Here is an 18,383-nt window from a genome sequence, read left to right as displayed (position 1 = left end):
CAAAACATCTACATTGCTTGATGCCCAAGTCTCTCTGGGTCAGAAGTTAACAGCAGTTTGCGTTCAGATAAGTGGTGCTGCCAGTCCCCTAAATCCCCCTAAATCCCCCTAAATCCCCCTATGTCCTTTGGACAGGCTACGCCAACAAAAGGGGGACTTGAAGATCGTTAACTTGGCTTACCAGAATTAAATGGCGTTGCTGATTTAGGGTATGAAAAGCTAATAGGCAAGTCAGAGAAACCAGCATCCACAAAACTTCGGGATTTTCAACTTATTTTTTTCATACCCTGATTAAGCAGATGTTCCCCCACCGCATCAGACACAGTGTTATCACAGCCGCGCTGGACGCAACAGACGGGGATGTACGGAAGGTTTAGAAACTCAGCAGGCACAGGAATTTAAACACTTTGATGGTGTATGACGATAATCGATCGAGTGACCAGGGGGATGTTACCGAGATGCTGGATGGGATGTTTTAGTCGATCGGCGGGGGAAGCGGATGATTCGACGTGAAGAAGCGATCGAAATCATAGATTTCTCTGATGCTAAACATGAAGGAACGTTGGATACATAATAATTAATTATTCCCCATGAAGAAACTCAGCATTGACTCTGATAATAAAATATGCAATTACAACAACCGCTGACTGAGATCGACCTTGATGCGTATTTTCAACGAATTGGCTATAGTGGTGACTGCTCACCCAGGCTGACAACGTTACAGGAAATTCATCAGCGACATTCCCAAACGATCGCCTTTGAAAACCTCAATTCACTCCTGAAACAACCTGTGAAGCTGGATTTAGCATCCTTGCAACAAAAACTCATCAACCAGGGACGGGGCGGCTATTGTTTTGAGCAAAACTCATTGTTGCGGGCTGTTTTGCTTGCTCTTGGCTTTCAGGTAACTCTTCTAGCAGCTCGCGTGCTGTGGAATTTGCCATCCGGGACGATCGCACCTCGCAGTCACATGGTGCTGGGGGTCAATATTGATGGAGAGCCATACATTGCAGATGTGGGATTCGGAGGATTAACGCTTACCGCGCCACTTGCTTTGACACCGGATATTGAACAACCTACATCCCATGAACCATTTCGATTGATCGCAACGGATCGCAGCTACATTATGCAAGCATATATCAAGCAGGACTGGAAATCCCTTTACAGATTCGACCTTCAGGAGCAAGAATTACCCGATTATGAGGTGAGCAATTGGTACGTTTCAACTCATCCAAACTCGATTTTTGTTACTAACTTGATGGTGGCAAAGCCGGATTCAAATTGTCGTTATGCCTTGTGGAATAATCAGTTTACGGTGCATTATTTGGATGGTCGAACAGAACATCGTGTCCTTTCAACGGTTGCAGAGTTCCGCGCTACCCTTGAGAATGTTTTTTGTCTCAACCTGGGAGCGATCGCCCAGATTGATGGGATGTTACAACAATTAATTGAGCGATCGTGTGCGATGACCTAACGGTGAAAGCGGGCAACTCTCGATTTATGGCAAGGGCGACAAGACTCGCGTGGTGTAACTTCCTGCGTCTCTGTATCTGTCGATTTTGAACAGCAGAGGAAGTGCTGGGAATTCAGAGCCGATTTTCAGGAGTCGGAAAGCTACCAACTGCGGTCGCTTGCACAGGATTTCTGTAACGCACTGGGTCAAGGAAAGTGAAATCTGCTTATATTGAGAATTCTCAATCTGACTGACGACTACAATTTTTACATTGAAATCGCTGTTTCCCGTAATAAGTCTTTCCATTTTTAATAAAAAAATCGCTTTGACAATTAGAACATTCCATACTTTCACCTCACAGACTTTTGTTGATTTAATATTAAACCCTTGCTGTGCATCACTACCCGAATGACTAATGGCTATCGAGGTTTGAAGCACAAGCCTAGATTTTAATTATTGTTTGAAAGTGGTATCACCAACAGGATATCGAATCGATCGGTAATTGCGCGTTTGCCGGAAGTCAGGGAGAACACGCCGAATATAAATTCCGTGCGATTGCGGATGGCAGTGCAGCAGAAATAGGGCAAACTGATAGATAGGTGAAATAAGAATGAGCGAAATAAATAAGGTCGCTAGCAGTTTCAGAAGCTCTGATTCCAAGGCTGTATCTACCGCTAAACACACTTTTGGAGGACGGAATATGTTGACTTCTTTAAGGGAAACGACTCCCGCCTCGGAATACGCAAATTCCCCATCCAAAAGCTTTGTATTCAAAGGTTCCAGCATCAATGAAGGTGGATATTTTGTTTCCAAAATTGGGGATGGTAAATCTGACTGCATCGAGAAAATTACCTCGGCACTTCAAAAATCTGCCTCTATTCTTAGAGAGATGGACAAAGTTAGCATAACTTCTGATGACCACTCAGGCTAACTGCAATTAGGCTTTGTTATCCCCATTCAAATACCTGGATTCATACAAAAATTAATTACCAAAATCGCAAATTTATCAAATAAGTTTGATGAGATAACTCCGGGGTGTATCTACCAATAATGCCCTGAAAGGAGTCTCCAATATGAGTTCTACATTTGCTCAAGTTAACTCACAATCTGCTTTTAAAAAAATGCCCCTGCGCTCCTTAGTCTTCATTGACTCCGGCGTGGAAGATTACGAGTCAATTATAGCGGGAGTGCTGCCGGGACAGCAGGTAGTAATACTCGATCGCACCAAAAACGGCATCGAACAAATCACCTCCGAGATGGAAAAATATGCCTCTACTAACGGGGCGATAGACTCGGTTCACATTATTTCTCACGGCAATTCGGGCAGTTTGCAGCTAGGTTCTGCAACGTTAAATGCGGATAATTTATCACAATATGAAAGCCAGTTGCAAGGGTGGCGAAATGCGCTGAGCGAGAAAGCAGATATTGTGCTTTACGGTTGCGATGTTGCGGCGGGTTCGGGAAGCGATTTTGTCGTTCGCCTGGGCGAGTTAACCGGGGCTGATATTGCTGCATCTAGCGATCGCACTGGCCGCGGTGGTAACTGGAATTTGGAGTTTGCCAAGGGTGACATTGAAGCACCGCTAGCCTTGACTCCAGAGGCAATGGCGGATTATCAAGGAACTTTAGCAACTATTACCGTTACCAACAATAATGATAGCGGGTCTGGTTCCTTGAGAGATGCGATCGCCTCCGCAGCAGCCGGCGATACCATTGAATTTGCCTCCACTCTTGCGGGCCAAACAATTACTCTCACTTCTGGTCAACTTGTCATCAACAAAAACTTGACAATTGATGCCGTTGGTGCAGCTAATTTAACCATAAGTGGCAACAATACTTCGCGGGTCATTCTCACAGAAGATGCAACAAATGTTACTCTAAAAAACCTGATTATTGCCAACGGCAAAGTTTCTGGTACTGACCCCAATAATCAGACAACTAGCGCCGGTGGTGGCATTCAAACAGGAGGTAGCAGCACTTTAACTTTAGAAAATTGCCAAGTCAATAATAATGTGGCGGGTTTTGGTGGCGGCATTTACACGGGTTTTCGCAGCACGACGACTGTCATTAACAGCAAGTTTAGTGGCAATGATGGTTCGCTAGCGGATAATACCGAACGTGGTGGCGGCGCGATCGCCACTAAAAGCGGCGGTGTTCTGACTATTAGAGATAGCGAATTTACCAACAACAAAGGCAGCTACGGCGGTGCTGTTAATAACCTGTTGGGCAGCATGACGATCGAAAACTCTAAATTCACCGGCAACGTGACAGATAAAGGCGTTGGCGGGGCAGTTTACGTCGATGGCGCTAATGCTTCGGGGCCGAATGCAACCCCTGGCCCAGTTGCCGGAACTATTGCTATCCGCAACAGCGTTTTTGATGGCAATATCGGAGCGAGAGAAGGAGGAGCGGGATTTTTATTTGGCTATCTTGAAGATAAGATAGTTTTGGAAAATAGCACTTTTATTAACAATAAAGCTGTTAAGGATCTAGCCGGAGTTGGAGGTTCGGGAGGCGCAATTCGTCACGGAAATACCGAACTTACTGTAACAAATTCCACTTTTGCTAATAACCAAGCTGAAGATAATGGGGGCGGTTTGTGGTCAGGAGAGAATGGAAATATCAGCATTGTCAACAGTACATTTTCCGGCAACAGCGCTGCTAAGCAGGGCGGAGGAATGCTTGTCGCTAACAGAGATTCGTTTTCGACTAACATCGTCAATTCGACTTTTGCTCAAAATACCGCTGAATTTTCGGGAGGTATTGGTACTTTTAACGACCCTGTGAAATCGCCAATTACTGTCAAGAATTCGATTTTTGATAGGAATACGGCAAGTAATCCTTTTAAAACTAGGCAGCACACTGGACGGGAGCTCATCGATGGGGGAAACAATCTTCAATTTCCCGCTACACTGACCGTGGGAGATCCTAATGATAGTAATGTTACGGCAAATGTGACGATCGCAGACCCCTTACTCGGCCCTTTGGAAAATATTAACGGCGCTTTCGTGCTGCCGCTGCTAACAGGAAGTCCGGCAATTGATACTGGTACTGGTGCGGGCGCGCCGGCGGCTGATCAGCGCGGTGTCAGTCGCCCTCAAGATGGTGATAATAACGGAAGTGCGATCGTTGATATTGGCGCTTATGAATTTAACCCTACAGTCACGCAAACGACTATTACTGGTTCTTTGGGTCAAACCAATAATTACAGCAGCATTAGTGACCTGATCACACAATGGCCGAATGCCGCCCAGAATCAAGGCATCAAACTGTCTGGGATAGCTTTTGATGGTTTTGAAACTGACTACCTTAACCCGAATGTCATCAGCAACCTCACCTTAGCAACGAATGAAAACCCTAAAAGCTGGTTGAGCTACGGCGCTGTTGCTGGTATTGGTGTCCCATCCTCTTATGATGGTTGGTTCACCGACGCCAGGAAAATTCGGGCAGAAATCAACCATAACCCCAACACCAATCAATCTCAGGCGCTGAAGGTGAAATGGGCAGATAACCAAGACATCACTAGCACAACGATCGACCTCAGTGCATTAAGTCCCAAAACAAGTCCAGGATTGGGCGATCAAGGCAATGAAGTTGGTTTCCTGCAAATCTTTAATAATGGGGTTCTGGTACCAGCCACCAATTTTACGATCGCTCGCCTCAACGCTCCGAGCGCTCCAAAACCGATCACTCGGTCTTCAGATGGAGCTACTTTCATTGGCGATCGCACCGATGGCAATTTCAAATTCCAGATAGTAGGAGACTCTCTGACCGGCGCTACTTTTGACGAACTGCGGTTTTCCACCAAAGCCTACGATAGCCCTACCGCTGCCTACGCCGCCACTTCTTTCAAAAGCGATGGTTCTGACTACCTGGTGCGGAACATTGAATATCAAGGGATTTCTAATGCTGTGCCTCCAACTTTCTTCTCTTACGGTTCGTCTCCAGATCCTATTATTGATGGTGGTACTGGAGTTGTTACGATTAATCGGACTGGCGATATTTCGGTTTCGGCTTCGGTGGACTATTTGATTGTTGACCCTAGTGGAGGTCAACCTGTGAACAACGTAGACTACAAAATTAGTCCATCTGCTGTGAATCCTTCGTCCGGCACTGTGAACTTTTATCCCGGTCAAACTAGCGTTAGTCTGACGATTAACAATCTTCCTGGTTTAACTGGTGGGGTGGTGAATTTGGGCTTGGGCTCAGGTTCGAGCGGCAGTCCGGCATCGACTACAATTACTCTGCTTTAAGGTTGTTAGTAGGGCGAGGAATAGAGAAATCTTTGCTCTACTAATATGTCCCGCAAGTAGTTAAATGGTAGTGCTGTCTGCCTAGTCGAGCACTTCTAGAATCTCGACGCGATAAAGAAAAATTATAAATTCCTTGTCTGACATATCTTGTCTACGTCTTACAATGTCTTACGGTTGTTTTTTTATTTTTCTTACTCACGTTACACTATCTTGTATTACCGCCCTGAATGATACCTTACATTTAGCAGGATAAATGTAAAGAAGTTTTGATCGCACTTCTGCCAGAATCGCAACCCGCGTCAGCACTCAGCACCTAATCTGACACCTTCCGCCGTGGCAGGGCGGGTGTACTATTTCCCGTCTACAAAAGGTTTTGAGTGCTTTTAGGCTTTGTTCTAATTGTCCGGCGATCCTAGTCGGTGTTGTTCTAATCCTGGTTAGTCAGCTAGCCGTAAAAGCGCCCTTTTCCGGTAGAGAGTCAGAATCGGTCGTTCGATCGTCAGTCTCTGATTGACCAGTTTGGGTCACGGCTTCTATCAAATCCCGAAATTTTTCTTCCAAGTGCGATCGGGCTTCTCGTCCGAGCCGGGAGCGTTATTCTGAAATTGTTGAACTATAGAGCAGGTTTAGAGCATGAAAGATACTCAAGAACATCTACTTATTGAAGATATTGATTAGACACAGTTTGTGAAGAAACCAAAGCTATTAGTAGCGGTTTTTTCAGGAAATTGGCTCCCACATTTTTCAAAATAGGTAAGGCAGTATACACGAGTGAAAACCAAACCGTTCAAGATGTAATTGAATTCATAAAGTTTGGAGTTTGATGTCAGAATGTCTGTCCCTCCCAACGAATCTGACTGGGGAAGGCTAACATCTCAGTCCATTTGCCCGCCGTTTCGTACAAAATGGCGAAAGAGGAAGTTGTGGCAGTGTTGGAAGATGCGATCGAGCGTGCCGCAGATGAACGGGATGCGAGCACCATCGGGAGGTCGCCTGCAGAATTCGTTAAGCTCGATCGTCCGCTCTAAGCGACGTGCCACCAACTGCCGATCAAACCTCACTGCTCTGCTTCAGGTTTAGGCTCTTTGGGTTTTTTCTCAAAGACTTGGATATTTGGGTCTGATAGCACAAAGCCGTTAGAGGTTGATTCACCCATCTTGCCACCGATAGCAGCTACCCACATGGGATAGTTGGTAGCAGCATCCTCAAGCTTCTTCCATATTTTTGGCTTAACCGTAACGGACACTACCCGATCGTCACAGTCAAGCTCAAAGGTTTTCCAGTTGTCCTTGTTAGTCTGTACGTTATTCGGGAGTTCGTTAATTTTGATGATGAGTTCAAGCTTGCCAAGTGTCATAGGTAATTTCGTTGGTTTTTTGGTACTTTGTTAGCTTTGTATATTTTCCAGCCAATGAGGGTTAGTCATATTGTACCTCCAGAAACCTGAGAAAGGCTATAGTTGCGTTAGAAATAATATGTTTGCCACCGCTGAAAACTGTAATATTTTTTTGCTGAAAAACAAAATCTACCAATCTGAATTCTATCTTCAGGTTTCCATAACCTGAAGACAATGCGAGTATCAAAATAAGTACACCCATGTTATCTAAGTTCATCTTTATCTTCATTATTTACAGGAATCCAACTTTTATTCTCATATTTTTCCCAACTGCTCCACTTACCACCATTAAGTAACTTCTTGCGTTGCAAATTACGAATCGGTGTTCCCCCCGGCACTTGGAATTGTACTTCACCCTTTTTTACATCACACTCTTGCATACCAAAAATAGGAGATTGTGGATTCATTTGAAATTTGTAAACTGCTCGATTATCTCCTTTAGCGCTACTACTCACAAATGATTCAGCCACAGATTCTTCAAGAGCTACAGAAACGAACTGGCTTTTGGGTTCATCACTACTTGATGTGGCAAGTATTTGTAAAGACAAAGACATATTATTGTGCCAAGTCATGTCATCCTTACTTATTGGGCGTGGTAAAACTTGTGGCCCATCTGTAAGCCAAAAGTTAATATCTCGACTAAATCTTCTAGCTTTGTAGAGGAGCTCGCCTTCTTCCATCATAGTCTTTACTTCGCCTGAAATAGTAGGCCCACGAAATCCCCATGTATTATGATCGGTTACATAGTCGAATGTCACCCAATTATTACGAATCGACGTAATATTCGACAATTTATTTTTAGTTGTTGTACCGATAAGTGGATTTTTTAGTGCTTCTCCAACGATTGTATGCAAACTTCTACTATCTCGACAGCCATTTGCTAACGCTTGTTCTACAGATACTCCACTTCTAAGACTTATAACGCCTATAGCAAGATCGGGATTATTGTTGAAGCCTAGAAAACTACATGTTAGCGAGATTAAAGTAATAAAAAGATAGAATTTTTTTCGTGCAAACATTTGCGTAAATTTACTCCTTAATATTTTGTAAACACTTTTCAAGAAAAAGTAAGGCTTTTCCGTACTTAATTTGATAATTTTTATTAAGGGCTTGGTGAATAAGTCTGCGATCACCGTCAGTTTTCGGTGTAATCATTGGTAGGGGTGGGGTCATCCCGCCCGTACAGGTGCAAGGATTTGGGCTAAAATAGGGCAAAACCCTTGCATTACCATCGGCGACTATGTACCGGAAAGTTAAGCCTCTGGTCACTGCTGCTAATAACTTGTAGTAGCTCCCCAAGTTTTCTTGCCTCTGTGACTTATGGCTGGTTAAAGCGCTTAAAGCATAAGCTTGAATTGGGTGATCGCTGAACTGACAGGCATCGCTTAAGCCGGAAAAAACCTAAAACCCTATTAGGGATTAAAACACAGGCAAAATCTCCCCAGGTTTGACAGATACTGACGCGCCCTGACGCCCATCTTTGCGTAGTTTGGCTTTTTATGGACTGTCAGAAAATCCCCTCGTTTTTTTTACTGAGAGAATTTTTTAGATACAGTTAGATTTTAGATTGGAGGTCGGGGGTCAAAACATCCCATCAAGTAAATCGGTAACGTCCCTTTGGTCGCGGCCACGATTATCGCATAGGTGTGCTGACATAACGCATCTCAAGAGCTAATCTCAAAGTTAGTTCTTTACCGCAATTGCTCATGGGTAGCCAATCTACAGCCAAAACTATCTTTCTGGTCGCCTCTATGGTGGGCTGGCTTATCGTTGGTGCATCTTTGATGTATCTTTTTCCGGTGGTCGCAGATTGGTTAATATCCTCCGATCGCACCCATCTATGGATGCAGACCCTCAGCCGTAGCGGTTACAATCCTATGCTGGCTTGGGTAGGAGGAGGCATCACTCTGGTTATTACCGTGTCGGGGTATATCCTCTGGCATCAGAGGTTTGAAGGCAAGATTTAGAGCGATGATCACAGATCGATTTTGGAGCGATCGAGTTCTGAGTTCAAAGAAGTGGGAGGCATGAGCGGTGAGGCGTAAAAAAAGCCTGCCAAGAAGACTATCAGAATTTTAGATATTTATGAGTGCTGGTTTGATATACAGTGCTTACTTTTTGGAAAACAGCTAAATGCTCTATTTCTAACAGTTTTTGCTGATGTCAAACATTATACTCTGATGTAATTTTAAATTTCCCAGAGTGACAAAAGAGGGTTAAGTGAACCGTATTGTGTTCTAAATCATTATTTTCACAAGGTCAAATATAGCAATCCTAAATCATTTGCATAATTATTGTAGGGGCAATCCGACCCCTACTCCCCGTGGTTGCCCGATAGATAGGGGGTAGGCACGGGGAGTAGGGGTAGCACTACCCCTACAAATTTATCTGAATCATTTAGGATTGCTATATACAAGATGATTATTTCTATTTTTTGACACTTTAAAACAATTGCTAATTACAACTTTTAATTAGCAATTGGATATAACATTTTAAGCCGCTTTTTACATATTCTTCATATTCAGATTCCTCGGTTAATCTCAATCTACTATCTGGATTTAATAATTGACGATCGCTGATGATGATGGCTCTGCGTCGTGAAGCGTTGATTTTCTCAAGAGTTTCTAAGGCAGTAACTCTTTGTTCTCTTAAGCTTCCTGTCATATCTCCTCCATATTTATGGCACACAAATTTATGAGCTAAAGCCAGAAATTGGTGAGAGTCAAGAAATTCTTCATACGCCGGCCTAAGAAATGAAGGTATTAATTTGAACAGTTCTTTTTCTTTATTCCATGAATTAATAAGATAAGCATGATCGTAAGACATCATGCCACTAAAATCAGGAGAATTAACATTAGGAGGCATCATTGTGGGGCGAACTTTACTTTCGTATTCTTGAGGTTGTGATTCTCCGGCAAATAACATTGATGCACCTGATGCTAACATTAATCGAGACATCGAGATGAGAATAGCTCCTACCTGCACCATATTTTCTTTTCTCATCTCTTTTTTAAAATGCAGCAGACAAAGAATATTTCCTTGTGTAAAAACAAAGAAAAGCCAATGATATCTTTTCCAAATTAATAAAGCCTTATGGGGATCGTCTACTCCATTGTTTTGACTAAAGTATCTCATATTTAAGAATGTTTTATAAGCCATGAGGATACTTCTTATGACTAAAAATACAGGAGACTTTTTAGTTTGTGATCGCTTCACATCAAAGTAAAAATCATAATCCTCAATCTCCCCTTTCTTTAAAGAACCTGAGAAAGTCAAGTATTTGTGAGAAAAAAATGTTTCAAGTGAGCCAAGCATTGAGTAAGCTTGACTTAGTTTAGTTGCAGATTCTTCTTTTGATGGTGCATCTATAGATGCTTTAAATACACTGATTAATTTACCTAATTTCACTCTCTCTAACTCATTCAAATCATAGGTTGATGAGATATCTTCAGGCCAGGGTAACAACAAACTAGCATCTAAATTCAAGATTCTTTTAGGCATGATGTTTATTTATGAAATTGCATTTTAGAATATATAGCAAGGGAAGCGATCGCAAATAATGCCATTACCTCAGACATTACATTCACGGTGTGTCCATCAAAGAAAACGCTAACTAGAAAACTTGCCAATGAACCAGCCAACATCTCTAAAAAGCCGATCGATGCGGCGGCACTACCAGCAATATCTTCTACTGATTCAAGTGCATGATGGATAGCATTAGGTGCGATTAGCCCATAACAAAAGGTGTTAATGATGAGCAGAGGTAATAGTGTAAGTAACTGAGCAGCACCAGTCATCGAAACTAATACAAGTGTAATAGCTGAGGTGGCAGATATTGCTAACCCAAAGCCAAGCAATCTTGGTGATGGCACACCGCGATTGTTCAGTAGTCCACTGATAAAAGACCCAGCTACGATACCAATACCCGTTGAAGCAAAGATCAACCCATAAGTTGTTGTTGATATCCCTAGAACATTGATCATTACAAGTGATGAAGCTGCAACGTAAGCAAACAGACATCCAAAACTGAGTGCATCGACAAGAGCATATCCAATAAAAACTCGGTTATTAAGAACACGCAGATAATTTCCGATCAGCCGATGTGGTTTGATAGCATTTAGATCCCGACTTTTAATTGACTCATCAAGTCCGAGTGCAATAGTCAGTATAAGTATTAGCCCTCCTACAGCTAATAACCCATAGATACCTCGCCAGCTAGAAATCGCCAATATTCCCACACCAATGGTTGGTGCAATGATTGGTGCTGTGTTGATCACTAGGCTAATGTAGGAAAGTTGGGCGCGAGCAGTAGCACCTTCAAACAGATCGCGAACCATTGCCAGCATCAACGTCATACCAGCACCAGCACCAGCACCCTGAAAAAAGCGCCAAGCTACGAGAGCATTAATTGATGGGGCGATCGCACAAGCAGCACTGGCAAATGTAAAAAGTCCGCAGCCTATGATTAAGATTGGTTTGCGCCCGTAGCGATCGGATAATGGACCAAAGGCGAGTTGCGATATAGCATAGCCAACCATAAATAGACTGAGTGTTAGCCCCACAGTCGCAGGGGAGGCATTTAGTGAAGTACCAATGGCAGGAAATGCTGGTAGTCCCATATCTATTGATAGCGGTAGCATTGCAGCCAACACACCAAGGATTATTGTGAAGCCTACGGATTTAGGTTTAAACTGCATATTATCTAGCTATTGGGAGTTGCTGGTGTTTCGCTTGCCTCGGAGTGAAATAGAAGTTTGCCCTGGCAGGGAGTTAAAGTTTGCGAAAAAAACTGTTTACAGCGATTGTGTTGATCGGCAATCACCACTCGCGCCTCGTGTCCAGTGCGGAATACCTCAGCGCGATCACATTCTTCATAGGCAGCAATAATCACAAAATCTCCAGGAGCGCACAAATGAGCTGCTGCACCGTTGAGACAAATCACACTACTTCCAGGCTCTCCTGGCAACACGTAGGTTGACAAGCGGTTGCCATTGCTAACATTCCAAATCTCCACCTCCTGCAAAGGTATAATTCCCACCTTATCGATCAATTCACTGTCAATGGTGACGCTGCCGACATAATTAACATTTGCATCCGTTACGCGCACTTTATGTAGCTTGGCGTGCATCATTCTAATTCTAGTCATTATTTTTCTCCTGTATTTGTCAATGGGATGATTATTTTTAAAGCACTTTTTCAAACAGCACTGCTTCTTTATGAGGTGCAGGAACATTAGAAAAAACGCGCCTGCCCTCAAACTCAAAAGATTCGTACTGGACGGCATATCTTCGTTGATATTCCAACTCTTGAGCAATATAGGCTGTAACCGAATGGGTACAAGTTGTCACCCCACGCTTGTAATTCAAACTTGCGGCTACTTCAAGTATCTTCTTTTCCAAAGCTAAGATAATAGCAGTACCTTCTACATGAGAAGACGTGCCGGACATAAAGACATGGACAATCTCTCCGACTTTTACCTCCCCGTAACTTTTGAGATACATTTTATCTAGAGAATCCAAGAGCGCAAAAATTGGATTCAAGAACTCAGGTATCTCAAATTCTCCTGTCCGAGAACTTGCAAAATCTTCACACAAACAAAATCCAATCACCTTTCGAGAAAGTCGATGCAACGCCACGAAGGATAAACTCTCGGACAGGCTGTTCCTACATATTATTTCAGAAAACATATTAAAATCTTCTTTCAGAAGACCCAAGCTAACTCCCAAGGGTTCTCTTGAAGTGAATGATTCGCTGACTAATTTCACAGTCTGTTCTAAATATTGCTCCTCGAACGCAACGATTTCAACATCATTCAAGCACACTTCAACTACCCAAGATGGTTTTTCCTGTTTGTATGTGTCGAAAAGCTTTGCTAAAGATGCGAGGGACGACTCATGAACAAAGTTGGAAAGGGGAATGCGTACCCCAAATTCCTGCTTCAGTTTTTCTAGGAAAAACACAACAGACAAAGAATCTCCCCCCAGGTAAAAGAAATCATCGTCTCTGCTAACAGAAGAAACAAGAAACATATTCTGCCAAATGTCTGCTAGTAAATTTTCTGTTTCGGTTTGAGGCAGTTGTTCTGAATCAATGGCTCTGAACCTCCACCCACTCATCCCAGATAAAGCTTGGCGATCGACTTTACCATTAGGAGTCAGGGGCAATTCATCTACAGCGATGATTCGGGTTGGCACCATATAATGTGCCAGTTGAGAAAGGGCGTACTGTTTTATTGCATCCACATTAATAACTGTAGAAGAAACCACAAACGCCACTAGCTGTGTTGTTTCCAGTACCTCCTCGTTTTGTTGAACGATAACGGTGACATTGGAGATTTCTGGGTGGAACCGCGCCAAGACTTTTTCAATCTCCTCTAGTTCTACTCGAAATCCCCTAATTTTCACTTGATTGTCCACCCGACCGATATAATAAATTACGCCATTTTTGTCTCTGGTTACTAAATCTCCTGTTTTGAAGAGAATCCCGTTGCCAGAAAACGGATTGGGGATGAATCGCGCTTTGGTTTCTTGAGGCTTTTTATGGTATCCGCGTGCTAGCACAGCACCTCCCGCCCACAATTCGCCTACATCACCTGGGGCTACTGGGTGCAAATTCTCATCTAAGATGTGAATCTCGGCATTGAGAATAGGTTGACCGATCGGCACGTCGGGTTCTAAGTTTCCTATATCCCCCGCAAACTCAGCCCAGGTGATATCACCTGCTACCTCGGTACTTCCGTAGAGATTCAGCAAAATCCCGTGAGGCACCCTTGCTCTGAATTTCTCCAATAGATTTCGCGTCAGTCGCTCGCCGCTTACCGTCCAAATTTTAAGAGCCTGAAGGGATTCCCCCAAATCTGGGCGAGTGTTGAGCAGTGCCTGTAGCAAGGATGGCACAAGGATGATGCGAGTCACTTTGGCATCCTCAAGGAAGTCAATCATTTCTTGAGGATTGGCATTTGAGGAGTGGGGAAGAATAACGACTTTTACTCCTTTGAGCAATGGCCCAAAAATCTCCCAAACCGAGTCTACAAAGTTGAGGGTGGTTTTGTGGCAGCACACTGCGTCAGAGGTAAAAGGGTACTGATTCCACATCCAAATGCAGCGATTAACAGTGGCTAGGTGAATTCCACAAACGCCTTTGGGGGTGCCGGTGCTGCCGGAAGTGTACAAAATGTACATTAAGGCATCGGGGGAAACGGCAATGTTTGGGTTGCTGCTGTCTTGTTGCAATAAAGATTCGTCGTCTACCAGGAGAATCTGCCCTTTAAAGGGGGAAAAGCTATTCAGAAGAGATTTTTCTGTGATCAGGACTCCACAGCCAGAATCTGCAATAATGTACTCTTTTCTGGCTTCTGGGAAGTCTGGATCTATGGGGACGTAAGCACCGCCTGCTTTTAAGATTCCCAGAATAGCGACCACTGCTTCTGGCGATCGTCGCAAACAGATGCCCACTGGGGTTTCTAGCCCTACCCCAAGTAATCGCAGCGCGTTTGCAAGCTGGTTAGCTCGATTGTTGACTGCTGAGTAGGTGAGCTTTCTGTCCTCCATGACAAGGGCGATTTTTTCCGGGGTTTTGGAAGCCTGTTCTTGGAAGAGATGGTGAATGCAATGGTTTGATACAGTGTCCATTTTTGCTAATTAGGTCTTATTAATTTGGAATAAGGAAGCTGTTAATAGTGTCTTTACTTAAACATAATTCAGGAATTACCTCTACCAGTTGTCTATAGGTAAGTCCTTTATATAGCGGGACATCAACAGGCAATTAGGGTTTCTTAATGGAACTAAAAATATGCTTATCCTTGAACTTGTATCTTTTATATTCTATGGAAAACTCTGTCGTAAATCCCAAATTACCAAATAATTTCTGAGAACCAACTGAGGTTGCCTCCGCAATAGCAATTTCAAAGTTAAACTGTTTAGCTAAGTTCAAATTTTCTGCCACTAAGGTTGTAGCGATATGTCTTTTACTGTATTTCTCTTGAACTCCCAGCATAAAAATATGCAGTATCTGTCCGGCTTTTACCAGATTAGATTTTCTGTAATTTTCCTCCAATGCTGACAGCAAACTGAAAACCAATTCAAACTTATTATCAATACCCTCCAAGGAGTCAGGAGCGACTTTCAGAAAATCCTCAGAAATAATGAACCCCACTACCTCCCCTGTTTTTTTATCTTTAGCAATTACTGAGATTTCTTCATCGGCTGCTTTCTGACAGACAGGTACAGCAAACCGATAAAACTCCTTAAAATTTATTTTAAGGGCTTTAGCCATAGGCTCACAACTTGAAAAAACCTGGGAGATACAAGTAGCGGTCTGTTCGATATCACTATGCTGCATCTTGTGGAATGAAATTTTAGTATCTTTATTGAGAAACTTCATATATTTAATAAAACTACAACTAATTACAGCTTAAAAATAGGAGAGAATTCACAGTCCTCAGTAGCTATTGACACAGATCATCCTAATACTTTTGTAGTTACTGCATCAAGTATTTGCCAAATTTGTTCAATCCAATCTAAATGTTCGGGTTTCATCAAACAAGAACGCAGACAGGTAATAGATTCTTGATCCCAATTAATTCCTTCTCCAGTTTCTAAAAATAGCTGTTTCGGTAAATTAGCTAAAGCTAGGTAGAGGTTTTCCTGTTCCGCAACTTTAAAAATCTCTTTCGCCAATCGAGAAGATTCACTCGCACTCTGAGATTTGACAACCCAAACAACGATGTCCAATTGTGGCCGGAAAGCTACTATAAATCGTGAATCATTTTGCAGTTTCTCAAACAGAGTCAGTGCTGCTGTTCTCGACTTACTCAAATAACCAGCAAACTCACCGCCTGGAATTAGAGGTAATAAGCGTTGAGTTGCCCAAAGTGCCACTGCCGATGAACCGGCCCTGGAACATTCCAGGCTAATTTCACCTAAATGTAGTTCCTCAGAACTAAAATAGGTGTAGGGTGAATCATGTTTATAAAGCTGCCCAACAGAAGGGTCTTTGAAAAGAATACAACCACAACCATAAGGTTGGAGTCCATGTTTGTGGGGATCGACAACAATGGAATCAACCTGTTTGAGACAGTCAAAAGCGGCTCGGGCTTCGGCATCAAGATGATCTGCCAAGATAAAGTAACCGCCGTAGGCGGTATCGGCATGAATACGGAACCCATATTCAGCCTGAAGTTCGAGAATTTCTGGTAGGGGATCGACAGAACCCGTTGCGGTCGTCCCGATGCTAACAACAACCGTGCCAATATCATCTTCTTGTAAAAGTTTTTTCAGGGCTGCTACATCCATCCGAGCGTGACTGTCACAGGGAACAGATTGAAAGGGAATGCGAAGCACACCGCAAATTCTGGAATGGGTATAGTGTGACTGACTAGATGCGACGACTTTTTTGTTTGGTTGTAAATTTCCTGCCACCCACAAAGCCTCTAAATTCGCCATTGTCCCGCCACTTGTCAGATGCCCTAAATGGGTTCCCCAACCGAACATTTTGGCAATTTCTGCCACTGCTTCTTTCTCCATTGCCGAACTAGCCCGCCCACCATCAAGTGCATGATTGTTGGGATTGATCCAAAGCGATAGCGTATATGCAAGGCGGGCAATTTCTGTGGGCGGTTTAAGCATTTGCCCAGCGTAGAGGGGATGGGGATAGGGATAATTGTTTTGCATTCTCTCTGCGACTTCCAACAGCACCGTTCGCAGAGCGTCTAGGTTAGGAAAGCGATCGAATTTTGGTAAGCTATCAAAACCTTCTTCGAGTCGTGCCAGTGCTTCTTGAAGTAATTCCAAGCTTTCTTTTTCTAATGTCATTTTTTGGTATCCTTTTGTGAATTTATAGGTGGTTACTTGTATACTAAAAACGGCTGATAATTGTCATTCTGAGGTTCGCTCAGAATCTTCGTAGGACGGCAAAGCCGTTGACCTACCCAAAATAATCATGAACACTCGATGATGGATGTCACCATCGTCAGATTAATTGTAGGGACAAGGCACTGCCTATGTAAGTCGGAAAAGTCGGATCATAAAGTCGGAAAAGTCGGATCTTTGCCATGACTACAGAATTACTTAGGAATTTTGGCTTTGCTGAATACAGGTATGAATTAAAGATTTCGGGATGGCTATAAGCCCTATGGAGGGTGAGTTTTGTAAGGATATTCCGAGTTTTAGGTGATAGTAAAAATAAAACTTTCCGTGATATAGACCCGAAAGCCTGTGAGCGAGACGCTCACACTACCGTTTCCACCACCAATTGAGAACAGCCAATTTATTCGTCTACTAGAGAGTTGTATAGAGTTGCTGACGAGAATATTGATGCCCTATGGCTTCTTGATTAAGTGCTATCGGACAAACACACCATACCATAGATAGATGACAAAGCAATCAGTATTTATTACCAGGGCATAATGAATCAGTCGGAAAAGTAAACACTGTATGGCTTCACGGGGTGACAACCTTGTTAAATTCCTAAGCTTCCCAAAAACCGGTGTAGCAGATGGCACACTGGCGGTAAACTGCCAGTAAGGATTGCTAAAGCCCCGGCTCTGGTGAGTTTTAGCGGGTAATAAAAATAAAACTTCCCGTGGGAAATGCCCGAAAGCCGAAGTGAGGTAGAGGCTGACACTACCGTTTTCACCAGAAATCCTGAAAAGCCTTTTGTAACTAAAAGCGAAAAGTTGATTCATACCGTAACTTAGGTAAGTCTTGGCAACTCAAATCAGGAGATGTAGGAAGTTTGCTCCACAGCCAGCAGCAGCGGATGCCGCTGATATTTGGCTTGCCTTGCAGCAGTTTCTTCTAAAGTTTGTGGACTCCACTGCACCTCAAAAGCTAGCTTGATTAACTTTCCCCGGTCTGTTTTGGTGGCTAAAACATCCGTTCTCCAATCAGAGCCTGAAACTTCAGTTTTTGCGTCGTAGCCAAATTGCTGGCAGACTCGAACAATTTCAGTCTTGGCTAATAGGTGCTGCCACGTTTCCGAGGCCCAATTACAAATCCTGTCTTTGCCGTGAACAAAATGCTTAGTGCCGAGTTTAGACGTGCGTAAGTATCCAGTTGAGTCACAACAGCACAGTCTAACTTTTGGGCGCTGAGCTTTCAAATTGAGCCATTCTTCATCGGACATCAGAGGGGCTAATAGCTCTCGACCTGCAAAAAATGCTCTCAATGGCATCATTTCACCTCAAACGCAGCACTTGCATCCTTACCAAACATATCAACAAACCGGAGTGCGATCGCCCTTTCTTTCCCCTCGCTCTCGCTCAACCGCCACATTAAGAAAT

15 protein-coding genes are annotated in these 18,383 nt (G+C 43.3%); 4 read left to right on the top strand and 11 right to left on the bottom strand.

The window, feature by feature from the left end; all coding sequences use genetic code 11:
- Positions 1–625: 625 nt before the first annotated feature.
- A complete protein-coding gene (locus tag QUB12_RS33450; RefSeq protein ID WP_333310502.1) occupies positions 626–1,474 on the top strand; it encodes an arylamine N-acetyltransferase in 849 nt (282 codons plus the stop codon).
- A gap of 24 nt (positions 1,475–1,498) precedes the next feature.
- Here QUB12_RS33450 and QUB12_RS33445 read toward each other — a convergent pair whose 3' ends face one another.
- Both QUB12_RS33445 and QUB12_RS33440 read right to left on the bottom strand, forming a co-directional pair.
- A complete protein-coding gene (locus QUB12_RS33445) occupies positions 1,499–1,891 on the bottom strand; it encodes a hypothetical protein (protein ID WP_333310500.1) in 393 nt (130 codons plus the stop codon).
- 15 nt (positions 1,892–1,906) lie between these two features.
- Positions 1,907–2,293, bottom strand: coding sequence for a hypothetical protein (locus QUB12_RS33440; protein ID WP_333310498.1), 387 nt, complete (start codon positions 2,291–2,293; stop codon positions 1,907–1,909).
- A 233-nt stretch (positions 2,294–2,526) separates the two neighbouring features.
- Between QUB12_RS33440 and QUB12_RS33435 the strand changes: the two genes are divergently transcribed.
- Together QUB12_RS33435 and QUB12_RS33430 are read left to right on the top strand one after the other, a co-directional pair.
- Positions 2,527–5,706, top strand: coding sequence for a DUF4347 domain-containing protein (locus tag QUB12_RS33435; RefSeq protein ID WP_333310496.1), 3,180 nt, complete (start codon positions 2,527–2,529; stop codon positions 5,704–5,706).
- An 884-nt stretch (positions 5,707–6,590) separates the two neighbouring features.
- Complete coding sequence (locus QUB12_RS33430) at positions 6,591–6,734, top strand: hypothetical protein (RefSeq protein ID WP_333310494.1); 144 nt, start codon at positions 6,591–6,593, stop codon at positions 6,732–6,734.
- Positions 6,735–6,763: 29 nt separating this feature from the next.
- On the opposite strand, the gene QUB12_RS33425 is transcribed toward QUB12_RS33430, so the two are convergent.
- Together QUB12_RS33425 and QUB12_RS33420 are read right to left on the bottom strand one after the other, a co-directional pair.
- Complete coding sequence (locus QUB12_RS33425) at positions 6,764–7,063, bottom strand: hypothetical protein (RefSeq protein ID WP_333310492.1); 300 nt, start codon at positions 7,061–7,063, stop codon at positions 6,764–6,766.
- A 242-nt stretch (positions 7,064–7,305) separates the two neighbouring features.
- The gene (locus QUB12_RS33420; protein ID WP_333310490.1) at positions 7,306–8,235 is read right to left on the bottom strand and encodes a hypothetical protein; all 930 of its coding nucleotides are present in this window, start codon (positions 8,233–8,235) and stop codon (positions 7,306–7,308) included.
- A gap of 618 nt (positions 8,236–8,853) precedes the next feature.
- On the opposite strand from QUB12_RS33420, the gene QUB12_RS33415 reads away from it, so the two are divergent.
- Complete coding sequence (locus QUB12_RS33415; RefSeq protein WP_333178684.1) at positions 8,854–9,069, top strand: hypothetical protein; 216 nt, start codon at positions 8,854–8,856, stop codon at positions 9,067–9,069.
- A gap of 487 nt (positions 9,070–9,556) precedes the next feature.
- On the opposite strand, the gene QUB12_RS33410 is transcribed toward QUB12_RS33415, so the two are convergent.
- From QUB12_RS33410 to QUB12_RS33380, 7 genes are all read right to left on the bottom strand, one after another.
- The gene (locus tag QUB12_RS33410; RefSeq protein WP_333310488.1) at positions 9,557–10,603 is read right to left on the bottom strand and encodes a hypothetical protein; all 1,047 of its coding nucleotides are present in this window, start codon (positions 10,601–10,603) and stop codon (positions 9,557–9,559) included.
- Positions 10,604–10,608: 5 nt separating this feature from the next.
- Positions 10,609–11,799 carry a multidrug effflux MFS transporter gene (locus QUB12_RS33405; protein WP_333310487.1) on the bottom strand — a complete coding sequence of 397 codons (1,191 nt, stop codon included), beginning with the start codon at positions 11,797–11,799 and terminating at the stop codon, positions 10,609–10,611.
- Between the two features lie 5 nt (positions 11,800–11,804).
- Entirely contained in the window at positions 11,805–12,248 is a 444-nt protein-coding gene (panD, locus tag QUB12_RS33400; protein WP_333310485.1) for an aspartate 1-decarboxylase, read from the bottom strand.
- 37 nt (positions 12,249–12,285) lie between these two features.
- Positions 12,286–14,733: a non-ribosomal peptide synthetase gene (locus tag QUB12_RS33395; RefSeq protein WP_333310483.1), complete on the bottom strand. Its 2,448-nt coding sequence runs from the start codon at positions 14,731–14,733 to the stop codon at positions 12,286–12,288.
- Between the two features lie 133 nt (positions 14,734–14,866).
- On the bottom strand, positions 14,867–15,484 hold the full coding sequence (locus tag QUB12_RS33390) for a GNAT family N-acetyltransferase (protein WP_333310481.1): 618 nt from the start codon (positions 15,482–15,484) through the stop codon (positions 14,867–14,869).
- Between the two features lie 77 nt (positions 15,485–15,561).
- Complete coding sequence (locus tag QUB12_RS33385; protein ID WP_333310479.1) at positions 15,562–16,914, bottom strand: aminotransferase class I/II-fold pyridoxal phosphate-dependent enzyme; 1,353 nt, start codon at positions 16,912–16,914, stop codon at positions 15,562–15,564.
- A gap of 904 nt (positions 16,915–17,818) precedes the next feature.
- Positions 17,819–18,277, bottom strand: coding sequence for a hypothetical protein (locus QUB12_RS33380; RefSeq protein ID WP_333310477.1), 459 nt, complete (start codon positions 18,275–18,277; stop codon positions 17,819–17,821).
- Positions 18,278–18,383: the final 106 nt, after the last annotated feature.

The sequence above is a fragment of the Microcoleus sp. B7-D4 genome (genome assembly GCF_036705125.1).
In the GTDB taxonomy this organism is placed as follows: domain Bacteria; phylum Cyanobacteriota; class Cyanobacteriia; order Cyanobacteriales; family Microcoleaceae; genus Microcoleus.
Note: the sequence above shows the minus strand (reverse complement) of the source record. Positions and strands in the feature narration are given on the sequence as shown.